Here is a 14,558-nt window from a genome sequence, read left to right on the forward strand (position 1 = left end):
TTAATTTGCATTAGTCTTACTTTTACCATACTAAAATAAAATTCATGGCTAAAATCAAATTATTAATAAGGGTAATCATTTTTATGTTTTTATCCACTTCTGGTTTCGCTCAAGCTAACAAGCAAATAGAAGTGGCTTGTATTGGTTTTTACAATTTAGAAAACTTATTTGACACCATAGACAATCCTGCGGTTAGAGATACAGAATTTACTCCTATGGGTAGAAAAAATTGGGACAGTAAGAAATACATGGAAAAACTACAAAATCTTTCTTTCGTCATTAATGATTTAGGCGCTGAAACTAGTCCGGATGGCTGCGCTATTTTAGGCATTTGTGAAGTTGAAAATAGAAAAGTAGTAGAAGACTTGGTAAAAGAAAAAAAAATTGCAAATAGAAATTATCAAATTGCACATATTGACTCTCCAGATAAACGAGGTATTGATGTCGGCTTATTATACCAAGAAAAATATTTTAAACCTGCTCACATCCGCAGTCATCCATTAATTTTTAAAGATAACCTGGACTATAAAACTAGGAATCAGCTGGTGGTAACCGGTAGTTTATTGGGGGAGGAAATTTCTTTAATTGTTTGTCACTGGCCCTCTAGATTTGGTGGACAAGCGGCTTCGGAAATTAGAAGAATTCAAGCAGCCAAATTAGGACGCCATATTATCGATAGTCTTTTTAAAGTAAACCACCAAGCTAAAATTATTTTAATGGGGGATTTAAATGATGATCCAGTAAATAAAAGCATCAAACAATATTTACAGGCAAAGTCTAAAACAACAAAGGTAAAAGCGAACATGCTTTATAACCCAATGTATGATTTATACAAAAAGGGATTAGGAACCCTTGCATGGGGAGATGCTTGGAATTTATTTGATCAAGTATTATTAAGCTATGCTTTTTTGGGGAGTGATTATACTACTTTTAAATATTTTAAAGTCGCCGTATTAAGAAAACCATATTTATTTCAAACAGCAGGTAGATATAAAGGTTATCCAAAAAGAACGACTGCAGGTGGAAAATATTTGGGTGGCTATTCTGATCATTTACCAGTTTATATTACCTTAGTTCGAAAAGTGGCTTCATAAATGCGGTATTATCTCTACATAACTATATTTCTTTTATGCCTAAGTTGTCATTCTAAAAAAAACTTATACGAGCAAAAAGCCAACTTAATTGTTTTAAACGATTCCATTATTGGGGATGAAAAAATAGAAGGACTAATTCAACCATATAGGATAGCACTAGACAAAGAGATGGATGTTGTGTTAGGTACTTTAGACACTACCTTTGAACAAAAACGTTCTGCTGCAGAATCTATGCTAGGAAATTGGGTCGCTGATGTGGTTTTTGAATCAGGATACACTTATCTCTTAAACCAAAACATTTTGCAAAATGAAGCAGTATGTTTTTCATTAATTAACAAAGGTGGATTAAGATCTAGTTTAAATAAAGGACCTATTACGAAGGGCGAAATTTATGAATTGATGCCTTTTGACAATGAAATTGTAGTCCTTAAATTAGATAACATACAAATTCGGGCTTTACTTAAATACTTATTTAATTACCAAGGCCAACCGATTGGAAATGCAAATTGTCAATTATCCAGTAATCAAAATAAATTATTTATCCATTCCAGACCTTATTTATTCGACCAGCCCATTTATGTAATTACTTCCGATTATTTAGCCAAAGGGGGCGATAAAATGTATTTTTTTGATGCGCCGATTACCTATATTCAAACGGGTATATTAATTCGAGATGCTTTAATACAGGAAGTAAAAACTAAAAAGAGTATCCACGCTCCCCTTAATTTTGGGAGAATTCAGTTTGTCAAATAAAATGAATAGAAGGCATTTTTTCAATCAATTAATAATCGGTGCAGGGGCGTATAGTTTACTTTCTCTTAAAGACAAGGAAGCATATACAAAGCTTACTATACTGCATACCAATGATACGCATTCCAGAATTGACCCATTTCCTTTAGACGATTCAAAATATCCTGGCTTAGGAGGCATCAAAAAAAGAAAAACAATTCTTGACCGTATTCGAAAAGAAAATGAGCATGTTTTATTATTAGATGCTGGCGATATTTTTCAAGGCACCCCCTACTTTAACATGTACCATGGTGAGATTGAATTAAAGGCCATGAGTGCTTTAAAGTATGATGCTGCTACCATGGGAAATCATGATTTTGATGGCGGATTAAATGGTTTTTTAAATGCGTTAACATTTGCCAACTTTCCATTTATTTGTTCAAATTACAACTTTGAAAACACCCAATTGAGAGACAAAACAATACCATATAAAATAGTAAAAAAAGCAGGTATTAAAATAGGTATACTTGGTGTAGGTATTGAACTGAAGGGACTGGTAAGTAAATCCTTATATGAAGATACCATTTACCAAAACCCAATTGAAAAAGCACAAGAATATGCTGACATTTTAAAATTTGAACAACAGTGTGATTACATCATTTGTCTTTCACATTTAGGCTATCAATTTTCCAACCAGGTAGATGACATTGATTTAGCCCAACAAACCAACCACATCAACCTTATCATAGGTGGCCATACCCATACTTTTATGAAAAAGCCAGCCATAAAAAAGAATAAAGACGGCAAAGAAGTAATGATTAATCAAGTGGGTTGGGCTGGTATAAACCTCGGCCAAATTGAAGTCTATTTTCACAGAGATAAAAGAAGTGAAATCTTAGCCCAATATACCTTAAAAACACCAATTCAGATAGGCTAAATTTAATAAGCGGAAAGTCAACCAACTAACCAGTAAACACAAGGGTTTACAAGTATTAATCGACCGTTTATACAAATAATTACTATATTTACTCGACCTAAAATTAAATTTTGCTGAATTATTTCATGAAAAGTAAATTCTTTTCAGTGTTTTCTTACTTCACTTGGATAGTTATTACCCTGTCCTTTAATGGCTATGGGCAAAACTTTTTAAACGGTGATTTAAACGGAAACGTTTCCATTAGTTCAACTCCAACCAGTTGGATACCTGTTCCATTCACAGACCCTGCAAGTTTAGCGACTGCGGCAGTTTATACTAATCCAGATGTTTGCGGTCCTTCTGGTCCAAATATTGGTACTGGAATTTACGGCTCCCCTTTTAGTGGTAACACATTCGCAAGTGGCATGTATGCTATCTCCAGCGGAATATTTATCTACCACGAAGGAATTCAGCAAACAGTGAATGGTTTTAGCCTAACCTCGACCTATAAACTAACTTTTCATCAAACTATTGTGAAGCAATCTAATTGTTTGGACACCTCGGGCGCTTGGCGTGTTTATATGGATAACACTTTACTGGGAACCTCTAATATCTCTATAAATCAAAATCCGTATGATACTAGCGTATTAACTTGGGATTTTCAACAGTTTAACTTTACCCCAACTGCCGCCTCACATACTTTTAAATTTTTACCCTATGATGATGATGCAGATTTAGATTTTTCTACCACGAATACCGCCGGTGCACTCCGACTGGGTATAGATTCCATTACCATTCAACCAGTAATAGATTGTTTAGACTCTTTAAATTTGGGGCCTGACACTACCATTTGCTTTAATGACACCTTGCATTTAGTGGTGAGTGATTTTGTTAACTTTAATTATTTATGGAGTAATAACGATACAGATTCCATTACCGATATCACTACCCCTGGTATGTATACCTTAGAAATTGATAGCACCTATTGCCATTATTACGATACCATTAATGTCTCCTTTACCGCCCCCATAGTGTTAGATTTAGGAACTGATACCACTTTGTGTTTTGGAGATAGCATTTTATTGGATGCAACTACACCAAACGCCAGTTACCTATGGTCGACCAGTTCAACAGACTCTGCCATTTATGCCAATCAAACCAATACCTACATTGTAAATGTTACTCAAAACAACTGTAATTTCTACGACACTATATCGATTAATTACCATCCAATACTTCCCTTAAACCTAGGTCCTGACACCCTATTTTGCGCTGGAGACTCCATTCAATTAGGTACACATATCAGTGCCACAGATTACCTTTGGAGTAATGGTAGTAACGACTCTTCTGCCACCTTTTTTAACTCTGGAAATGTTTGGGTAGATATTACAGAAAACAATTGTGTTTATACAGATACCATTGCCATTGGCTACCACCCTATTTTAAACCTTGATTTAGGTAATGATACTACGATTTGTATTGGCGATTCCTTGCTGTTTGATATCACTACGCCCAACGCTTCTTATCTTTGGAATGATTTATCTACTTTAGCGACGAATGGTATTTATACCGCCGGAATTTTAGGGGTGACCTTGACGCAATTTGGCTGTACCTATACCGATTCCATTACTGTGGGTAATTTCACTCCTCCTACTTTTGACTTAGGCAATGATACCACCCTTTGCTATGGCGACAGTATACTTTTAGATGCAACTACTTTAAATGCGACTTATTTATGGTCGGATGCCAGTACTACACCAAGTATCCAAGCAACCCAGGCGACAATTTATAGTGTTACCCTAACCCAAAACAATTGCGATTATTTCGATACCATCCACATTTCGTATTTCACTACCTATCCAAACTTTTTAGGTAACGATACTTTGTTTTGTGCTGGTGACTCCATTCAATTAGGTGCGCAACTAAGTGCCAGTAGCTACCTTTGGAGTAATGGTAGTACTGACTCTTCTACCACCTTTTTTAATCCCGGTATTATTTGGGTAGAAGTAATGCAAAATAATTGCCTTTATACCGATACGATTTCCATTGGAAATCATCCTATTTTAAACCTTGATTTGGGTAATGATACTACGATTTGTATTGGCGATTCCTTGCTGTTTGATATCACTACGCCCAACGCTTCTTATCTTTGGAATGATTTATCTACTTTAGCGACGAATGGTATTTATACCGCCGGAATTTTAGGGGTGACCTTGACGCAATTTGGCTGTACTTATACCGACTCTATTATAGTCAGTAATTTCACTCCTCCTACTTTTGACTTAGGCAATGATACTACCATTTGTTATGGCGACAGTATACTTTTAGATGTAACGACCTTAAATGCGACTTATTTATGGTCGAATGGGGCTAACACTGCTACACTTTATGCAAACCAAGCGACCAACTATGACGTAGTACTAACCAAAGATAATTGTACCTATTACGACAGTATAATAGTTAATATAAACGCAGCAATCAACCCATATTTAGGTAACGACACTACTTTATGTGCTGGAGACAGTTTAAAATTTCAATTCAATTACTTAAATGCACTATATATATGGTCTGACTTATCCACGAATACTTCACTCACCGTATATAACTCGGGTGATTATACCGTTGAAATTAATAGTAATAATTGTATTTACAAAGATACCATTTCGGTTATTTTCAATCCAGCTCCTTCACTCCATTTAGGAAATGACACTAGCTTTTGTACCGGAAGCTCTATTCCGTTGGATGCTGGTGCAGGCTTTTCTTATCTGTGGCAAGACAATTCTATTAATCAAATACAAACTGTAAATACAGCTGGAACGTATTGGGTGGTTATTGAAAATGGAAATGGTTGTAAGCAATCAGACACTATTGAGATTAATCAAATTGACATTAGTGTAACTTTGGGGCCCGACTTAAGTTTATGTGAAGATGATGTTGCATATATTCAAGCCATTGGTACTGACATTTCACAATACGAATGGCAAGACAACTCTACAAATGCAAGTTACACGACCAATATGGAAGGTACTTATTTTGTGGAAGTCACTAATGCTGCTTGTTCTGCTTCAGATACCATTGAAATAAAGTATACGCAAATTCAAGTTGACTTTACAGGTGAGACAGAAAATTGTACGTACGATAACACAAAATTTATTCAAAGTTCCTCCACTTCAAATAACAGTGTAATTAATAGTTATTCTTGGAATTTTGGAGACAATAGTTATTCCAATGTTCCAAATCCTAAACACCAATACAAGCAAGCAAACTCCTATGACGTCAGTTTAACTGTCACCACCGACAATTACTGTTCAGATACGGTAAAAAAAATAAACTTTGTGACCATACATCCTACACCGAATGCAGATTTTACATTTAGTCCAAATCCCGTATCCGATTTAAATCCTGTGATATATCTCAATGATATTTCAACACCTGCGCCCGACTTTTGGCGCTGGGAACATAACCACACTATTTTTTCAGATCAAAAAAACAACACCTTAAAATTAAACCAATTCGATTCTGGCAATCATCCAATTACACTTTACGTATATACTAAATTTGGTTGTGGCGACACGATTCAAAAAACGGTTTTGGTTAAGGAAACAGAGTTTTTATACATACCAAACGCATTTACGCCTGAAGGAAACAAGGGCATTAACAATGATTTTTCACCAGTATTCACAGATGGATTTGATCCTGTAAATTACCATTTTATCATCTTCAATAAATGGGGCGAAATACTATTCGAAAGTTATGATCCAAATGTTGGTTGGGATGGATATTACAATGGAAAACTGTGTAAGCTAGGGGCTTATATTTGGCAAATGAATTACCAAAACGATTTAAATGCTGCAGAACAAATTAAAACAGGACATGTTTCATTAATAAGATAAGTATTTTCATTCTTTTCTCTGTATTTTTCACTTACGCATATTGTGCACAATTTATACGATTTTAATCCACGAAATTTAGTATTTTTGTTTGTCTTAAACTTCCTAAAATGAAAAATAACAAACCATTAATTTTACTATTACTAGCTACTATATTCCTTATTGCATCTTGTAGTGAAGACTTGGAACCCAAAACAAAAAAAGAGGTCATAACTAAGGAAGTAGAATCTACAGAAAATAATACTTCAGCAATAATAAAAGATATTAGTCCAGAAGCATTTAAACGTAAAATTGCGAATGGAAATCGACAGTTAATAGATGTGAGAACTCCAGCGGAATACAGCAATGGAACTATAGAAGATGCAATAAATTTGGATTTTAATGGGGGTGTTTTTGAAAACGAATATGAAAATTTAGACCCTAATCAAACGGTGCTTATATTTTGTGCCTCAGGTGGACGTTCTACAAAAGCAAAAATGCTGCTTAAAGAAAGAGGCTTTCAGGAAGTCTATAACCTCATTGGAGGATATAATAATTGGCCACATTAATATTAATAATTACCGATAATTTTGACTGATAGAATTACTTATTTCGTAGATGTTGTTTTACCGTTGAGTATTCCAAATACTTACACGTATAGATTACCTTTTGAGTTAAATGATCAAGTTGCAGTAGGAAAAAGAGTTATTGTTCCTTTAGGTAGAGCAAAGTATTATACTGGCGTTATAAAAACGGTACACCAAAAAATACCCACCGCTTACCAAGTAAAATATGTGGAAACCATATTGGATGAACAACCTATTATTACCCAAAAACAATTAACCCTTTGGGATTGGATTGCGAGCTATTATATGGCCGATATTGGGGACGTTATGAATGCGGCAGTTCCCAGTAATTTTAAATTGGCTAGTGAAACCATTATATTTCTCCACCCTTCCTACGAAAGAGATCATGAAAACTTGAGTAACCGGGAATATTTAATTGTTGAAGCATTAGAATTACAAGAGTCACTGACTTTAAAAGAAATAGCTGAAATTATTCAAATAAAAACCATTCAACCAATTATTAAATTATTGATTGAAAAAAAAGTAGTGATTGTTTCCGAAGAATTAAAATCTAAATACAATCCTAAATACTTAAGTTTTGTAAAGGTTCATGAAGACTACAATAATGAAACATCACTAGGGGATATTTTAAATGCTTTAGAGAAAGATAAAAGAGCCGAAGGACAGGTTTCCGCTTTGTTAAAAACCGTTCAACTGACCAAATGGACGGACCAAAAACAAATTCCTGTCACTAAAAAACAATTAATAGAAACGGGGATTTCTGAATCCTCCATACAAACACTTGCAAAAAAAGGTATTCTTGAAATATTTTTATCCGAAATATCAAGACTAGAAGAATCGGATGATAAGGTTCACAAAATTAAAGCCCTTTCGCCAGCACAGGAAAATGCTTTTACCGAAATAAAAAGTGCCTTTGTCGAAAAGGACATCTGCCTCTTACATGGCGTAACCTCTTCGGGAAAGACCGAAATCTATGTCAAACTCATACAGGAAGCATTAGACAAGGAAGAACAGGTGCTATTTTTATTACCAGAAATTGCCTTAACCACCCAATTAATCACTCGATTAAAAGCATATTTTGGAGACTTAGTAGGCGTTTACCACAGTCGCTTCAATCAAAATGAAAGAATTGAAATTTGGAACCACATATTAAACAATAGTAAAAATCAATACCGAATTGTATTGGGCGCCCGATCTTCAGTATTTTTACCTTTCCAAAACTTAGGTTTAATCATTGTGGATGAAGAACACGAGAATTCTTTTAAGCAATACGATCCTTCTCCAAGATATAATGCAAGAGATGTAAGTATTGTCTTGGCCAAACAACACCAAGCAAAAGTATTATTAGGGTCCGCAACACCGGCATTAGAATCTTATTTTAACGCCAAAGAAAATCGCTATGGACTGGTGGAACTTTTTGAAAGATATGGCGGCGTTCAACTGCCCGAAATTCAATGTGCTGACCTTGAAAAAGAGACTAAAAATCGTTCTATGAAGTCGCATTTCTCTTCTTTTTTACTTACAGAAATGGAGGAGGCTTTAAAGAGAAAAGAACAAATTATTTTGTTTCAAAACCGTAGAGGATATACCCCTTTATGGTCTTGCGAAATGTGTAACTGGACCGTGCAATGTAAAAACTGTGACGTTTCTCTAACCTACCACAAAGCTAGCAATGTATTGAAGTGTCATTATTGTGGTTACTTTGTATCTCCCCCATCTTCTTGCGGTGCTTGTGGTAGTAAAAAGTTAAAAATGCTTGGTTTTGGTACAGAAAAAATTGAAGATGAACTTGTCATGTTTTTACCTAAAATAACCGTACAACGTCTAGATTTAGATTCGACAAGGGCCAAAAATGCCTACCAAAGAATAATTGAAGATTTTGAAAATAGGAAGATTGACGTTCTTATTGGTACGCAAATGGTGACCAAAGGACTTGATTTTGACAATGTAGGTTTGGTGGGGGTATTAAGCGCCGATCAAATGCTAAAATTCCCGGATTTTAGGGCCTTTGAAAGATCTTACCAACTAATGTCTCAAGTAGCAGGTAGAGCAGGAAGGAAATCAAAAAGAGGAAAAGTAATCATACAAAGTTTTGACCCGAACCATTGGATCATACAAAAAGTAATGCAGCATGATTATATTGGTATGTATACCCAAGAAATTTTAGAAAGAAAGAATTTCAACTATCCACCTTTTTATCGTATCATTACCCTTCAACTCAGACACCGAGATAGTAATTTACTTGAAGTGGCTGCTGCCGAACTTGGCAATAGTTTAAAAGTCATATTTAAGGACCGACTATTGGGACCTGAAACTCCTTTAGTTGGAAGAGTTAGAAATTTATTTTTAAAAAATATTACGATAAAATTTGAAAGAACAGCAAGTCCTCCTAAAGTGAAAAAAATAATAGCCGATAAATTAAATGAATTCCAATCCCAACACGATTATAGGTCAGTGCGGGTTGTGATTGATGTAGATCCACAATAAATGCATACCATAAAGTCAGCTATACAATTACTTATTTTAATCCTTTGGACTTTATTGATCATTGTGGTCACTTTTGTTACCCTAGTATTAACTTTTCACCCGACATGGGTACTAACTATTGTGAGAAGAGTTTGGGCTCCCTTTATATTAAAAGTTATGGGAGTGAAATTAAAAGTAGAAGGATTAGCACATTTTGACCGCACTAAAAACTACATCATCCTTTCTAACCACACTTCTTATCTAGATATTCCCATATTATTGTCGGCACTACCAGTAAACATTTATTTTATCGCAAAAAAAGAATTAATTCGTGTTCCATTTTTTGGCTGGATGATGTGGCTTTTAGGCATGATTTTTATTGATCGTAAAAATGCTAAACGGTCCTTAATCAGCATGAAAAAAGCTGCTATAAAATTAAAATCAGGTAAAAACGTATTGGTTTTTCCAGAAGGCACTTTTGACGATTCGCCTGGACTTCTTCCATTTAAAAAAGGAGCCTTTCATATTGCTGTCCGTGCAGATATACCGTTATTACCGGTTGTAATAAAAGATGCCGATCTTATTTGGCCTCCGAATCAAATTTTAAACTTCACCAAAGGCATAGTGACTGTGAAATTTGGGCAACCTTTTGGGAAAACGAAGGAGTTAGACAATGTAAAGATGGTACAACATTTAAAAGAGCAGGCGGAAGAAAGTATTCAACAATTATTAAAAAATTAAGTTGGCCTTTTAATTCCTTTATTAAATTGATAGGTCGCAAACCAGCCAACCACGCCAAATATTGCCGCCATTAAAAACACCAATTGATGGCCTAATGCCCCAGCATAATCATCTAACAATACACCCATAATAGGTCCCATAAAAACATCAGGAGTATACCCTATAAAAGATACCAATCCAACTGCTGTTCCGGTTAAAGCAATAGGTACATTAGCTTGATTCAAAATGGCGAAATATAGAATACGGAGCGTATACACACCGATTGCGACAAAAAAGATACTGACAAAAAATAAGAGCAATAAAGAAGCGTTAACTATTCCTGTGGCCAGTGCCCCACTCCCAATTATCATCAGTATAAAACCGAATTGTAATATGATTAATGGCTTTTTTCTATCTGCAACAACGCCAACTACCACACCTACAACAGGTCTAAGAAAAAGTAACAAAGTCCCAATTTTTGCTGCATCAACTTCATTATACAACATCACTTCTTTGGCATATAACGAAAAATCATCTGTTATTTTATAGCCAACATAAGCCGTTAAAACAATAAGCATTAACCACCATATTTGCTTATTCTTCATCACCAGTAAAATTTTTGAAACTGAAAACTGATGCTTATTCTCTACTGAATCTACTTCTATTTCCTCACTATTTTGACGCATGAACAACAGTACTAATATGCCAATAAAAGCAACAAAAATAGAAGCGATTAAAATTACATTTCTAAAGGCAGACTTTCTTTCACCAAAGGTCAAGTTATCCAAATTAATGGTAGCGGTATTCATTAAAAAGTAGGAGAAAAGTAGAACACCAAACAAACCAAAACTAGCCGCTACAAGTCCTCTTCCACCATCTAAAAAACCAAAAGCTTTCCCTTGTTTATTTTGACCTCCCCAAATCCTGGTTGCCTTTATCATGGCACTCCAAAACAAATAAATGGTAGTAAAGCCAAAGTAACCATACAATACTTTGAGTACAAAATAATTTGGAAACATGGCCATTACAAAACCACCAATCGAAGTACTTAATAAAGCGACAGACATCAATATTCGAGGAGAATACTTATCGGCCAAAGTCCCACCAAAAAGGTAGGAAAACATGGCCACAATACCATATACTGAAAAGCAAATACCTAATTCGTAATTACTCAAGTCGAAAGTGGTTAAAAAAGTAGGTCGAAAAACCCTAGCTAAGACGAATGGTAAGGCAAAGATAGCTTCTCCCGCTAAGATAAGCAGTAAAATAACATGTACTTTTACGGGGTTATTTTTTGCCATATTTACCCATCATAAATTGCGGATTATTCCTTAACCAACACTAATTTGTCTTGGTTCAAATTTACTATTTTTACTTTCCGTTTTTCTAGCTTCCTTTTCTGCGCGTACTTTTTTAGCTATAGCAACTTTTTCATCTGCTTTAGTTTCTGGTTGCACACCATCTTGAAATGGTTTCTTGGTCGTTAACCCAAGCAATTCAAATAAAGCCGCATCCTCATTAAAATCTGGATTAGGAGTCGTTAATAGTTTATCACCAGCAAAAATAGAACTTGCACCAGCAAAAAAGCATAAAGTTTGTGCTTCGTGACTCATTTGCGTTCTACCTGCAGACAATCTAATGATTGTTTTAGGAAATAATATTCTTGCCGTAGCAATCATTCTAATCATATCCCATACAGGAATAGGGTCCTGCTCTTCTAGAGGAGTACCTTCTACGGCAACTAAAGCATTAATAGGTAATGATTCTGGTGGTTGCTCCATGTGTACGTAAGTCATGAGCATGCCTACCCTATCTTCTACGGATTCTCCCATACCGATAATACCACCCGAACAAACAGATATTCCTGCAGAACGTGCATGGTCTATCGTTTCAATTCTTTGTTCGTATTCTCTTGTAGAAATAATGTCTTTATAAAATTCAGGAGAGGAATCTAAATTATGGTTATAGGCATACAACCCAGCATTTTTTAATCTATCTGCTTGAGAACGGTTCAACATCCCTAAGGTTGCACATACTTCCATTCCCATCCCATTAATCTCTTGTACCATTTCGACCACTTTGTCAAAATCTCTATTATCCCGTACTTCTCTCCATGCCGCTCCCATACATACACGAGATGAACCATTGACTTTCGCATTTTTAGCTAAACCAATCACTTCTTCTACTTGCATCATAGGTTTAACCTCTAAATGCGTGTTATATTTGGCAGATTGCGGACAATAGCTGCAATCTTCAGGACAACCACCCGTTTTAATTGAAATTAAAGAACTCATTTGAACCTCATTAGGGTTATGATTTTCTCTATGTACAGTCGCTGCTTTATACAATAAATCCATCATTGGACTGTGGTATAAGTCAGTTAGTTTATCAATTGAAGTGTATTGTTTATTTACCATTTTTAATGCTGTTTTGTCGCTGTAAATATAATTGAATTGCCAATTAAAACGAATTTTTTTAGGTTAATTATAACTGTAATTTAATGGCCTCCTGAAATACCGTTTTCTTAATTTTACTATATACCCAAGCTTTAATATTAAAATACTCCAATATTACTTGCTCATTACTCTCCTTTAAGAGATTGTCTAAAGATTTGTAAAAAGCTTTATATATCATTTCTTTATCTGCTGCAAATTCTGCTTTAGAAAGTTTTTTGATATAATGGATAAATACTTTTTCTATTTGGTAATCTTTTTCTTTTTTATTTAAAAACCTAGAAGTAGATTTTACCTCATATTCAACAAAGTCAAAATTATTTAATTCATAATGAATAATTAGGTTAAAAATTCTTGAAAAGCTATAAATATCTTGTCTTAACTTTTTTTCATTGTCATTTAACACCAAATTCATCAACTTAAGCGCTCCTTTATAATCCCCTATTCCAAACAAACTATATGCTTTCGAATAGTTGAAAAGAAGCATTTTTTCTTTGGTGAGTTTACTTTGATAGGATTCAAGTCCCTGGTTAATAAAAGTCAATACTTCTTGTGCTTTTTCAAAGTCGCCTTTTCTATTGTACATTTGAATTTCACCAATGCCAATAGATGAAAATATTTTTACTTTGGAATCAATACTATCATACCCTTTTTGGTTGGTAAGGTCTTTAATTTCATTTAAAAACTTTTCCGCATTTACAAAGTCTTGCTGATCGATATAACAATTTAGAAGAAAAGTTAAGGTTGAGATATAACGTCCCTGTAAATCCATTTTAATATCTGGATTTTTATCAATCACCAATTTTACTTTTCTAAAATTAATCAATGCCTCATCATAATCTCGATTACTGGCTGCACATAAACCTTTTATATAATAACAAATAGATGTTGCTCTTACTGAAATAGCCGTATTTTTCCCCTTAATTAAATGGTAGTTTTCCAACTCTGACACCACTTTCTTTTCTTCTGCATTCCTAGAAAAACCACCACTTTTAAAAATCAGATTTATTTTTGAATACAGCACTTGGTACTCGGCCAAATTCCGCAACTTGTCTATAACTTCTGCCTCTTCTTGAATAAGTTCATTGATATCTTGGTTAAAATGCCCATCTTCATATGCTTCCTCCAGTAATTTCTTCTCCCAACTAATTAATTCAAACCAATAATAGAATTTCTCATACTTTTTGGCCATTTTTTTTGCCCGAATAACAAACTTAGAGCACTCACGATACAAGGCTTTTTTGTGCAGAACTTCTACATTTTTAATTTCTTGTTTTAATTGGGCACTAATACTTTGTTCCGAATAAAAAGCCCGCAAGCTTTTAAGGATTAATTTGTATAAATGATTTTTTTCTGAGGGTAAATGATCGATAAAAACTTCATCTTTAAAATACTCTTTTAATTCCTCTTCATCATATTTTTTCTGCTTTTCTATAAAGTTGAAAATTTTTATGTAATTTTTCTCACCCGATTGTAAAGTAGAATTTAGTTTAAAAAAACGTTTCTCTGATTTTGTTAACGAGTCAATTAAGTTGAATAATTCATTAGAAGGCTTCATGGATAGGAGTTCAATAATTGATTGAACTAATTTATTAAAGTTTTTTTAATAAACTATTAGAATCCTCATATATTTCCATCTAATATTGAGATTAAATAACATAAGTTAACAGATCTCTAAGGTTGACTATTGGAATAAACACTGAAAATAATACATTATAGCAATA

At 34.3% G+C, this 14,558-nt stretch carries 10 protein-coding genes; 7 read left to right on the forward strand and 3 right to left on the reverse strand.

All coding sequences use genetic code 11. The features are described from left to right. The first annotated feature begins 44 nt into the window (after nucleotides 1-44). From DNU06_RS08885 to DNU06_RS08915, 7 genes are all read left to right on the forward strand, one after another. On the forward strand, nucleotides 45-1,094 hold the full coding sequence (locus DNU06_RS08885; protein WP_111062901.1) for an endonuclease/exonuclease/phosphatase family protein: 1,050 nt from the start codon (nucleotides 45-47) through the stop codon (nucleotides 1,092-1,094). Next, a complete protein-coding gene (locus tag DNU06_RS08890; RefSeq protein ID WP_111062902.1) occupies nucleotides 1,095-1,847 on the forward strand; it encodes a 5'-nucleotidase C-terminal domain-containing protein in 753 nt (250 codons plus the stop codon). A 1-nt stretch (nucleotide 1,848) separates the two neighbouring features. Continuing rightward, nucleotides 1,849-2,760 (forward strand): bifunctional metallophosphatase/5'-nucleotidase, encoded by a 912-nt coding sequence (locus DNU06_RS08895; protein WP_111062903.1) that lies wholly within the window; start codon nucleotides 1,849-1,851, stop codon nucleotides 2,758-2,760. 125 nt (nucleotides 2,761-2,885) lie between these two features. Next, nucleotides 2,886-6,632, forward strand: coding sequence for a PKD domain-containing protein (locus tag DNU06_RS08900; protein WP_111062904.1), 3,747 nt, complete (start codon nucleotides 2,886-2,888; stop codon nucleotides 6,630-6,632). Nucleotides 6,633-6,739: 107 nt separating this feature from the next. Beyond that, a complete protein-coding gene (locus DNU06_RS08905; RefSeq protein ID WP_111062905.1) occupies nucleotides 6,740-7,177 on the forward strand; it encodes a rhodanese-like domain-containing protein in 438 nt (145 codons plus the stop codon). A 21-nt stretch (nucleotides 7,178-7,198) separates the two neighbouring features. Beyond that, nucleotides 7,199-9,682 carry a replication restart helicase PriA gene (gene priA, locus DNU06_RS08910; protein WP_111062906.1) on the forward strand — a complete coding sequence of 828 codons (2,484 nt, stop codon included), beginning with the start codon at nucleotides 7,199-7,201 and terminating at the stop codon, nucleotides 9,680-9,682. A gap of 162 nt (nucleotides 9,683-9,844) precedes the next feature. Next, the gene (locus DNU06_RS08915) at nucleotides 9,845-10,402 is read left to right on the forward strand and encodes a lysophospholipid acyltransferase family protein (protein ID WP_158526860.1); all 558 of its coding nucleotides are present in this window, start codon (nucleotides 9,845-9,847) and stop codon (nucleotides 10,400-10,402) included. On the opposite strand, the gene DNU06_RS08920 is transcribed toward DNU06_RS08915, so the two are convergent. From DNU06_RS08920 to DNU06_RS08930, 3 genes are all read right to left on the reverse strand, one after another. Next, the gene (locus DNU06_RS08920) at nucleotides 10,399-11,682 is read right to left on the reverse strand and encodes an MFS transporter (RefSeq protein WP_111062908.1); all 1,284 of its coding nucleotides are present in this window, start codon (nucleotides 11,680-11,682) and stop codon (nucleotides 10,399-10,401) included. The two genes, DNU06_RS08915 and DNU06_RS08920, sit on opposite strands and share 4 nt — an antisense overlap. Before the next feature lie 30 nt (nucleotides 11,683-11,712). After that, nucleotides 11,713-12,798, reverse strand: a complete 1,086-nt coding sequence (gene bioB, locus DNU06_RS08925) for a biotin synthase BioB (protein WP_111062909.1) — start codon at nucleotides 12,796-12,798, stop codon at nucleotides 11,713-11,715. Between the two features lie 67 nt (nucleotides 12,799-12,865). Beyond that, nucleotides 12,866-14,392 (reverse strand): hypothetical protein, encoded by a 1,527-nt coding sequence (locus DNU06_RS08930; RefSeq protein WP_111062910.1) that lies wholly within the window; start codon nucleotides 14,390-14,392, stop codon nucleotides 12,866-12,868. Between the last annotated feature and the right edge of the window lie 166 nt (nucleotides 14,393-14,558).

This window comes from Putridiphycobacter roseus (assembly GCF_003234935.1).
Lineage (GTDB): Bacteria > Bacteroidota > Bacteroidia > Flavobacteriales_D > Crocinitomicaceae > Putridiphycobacter > Putridiphycobacter roseus.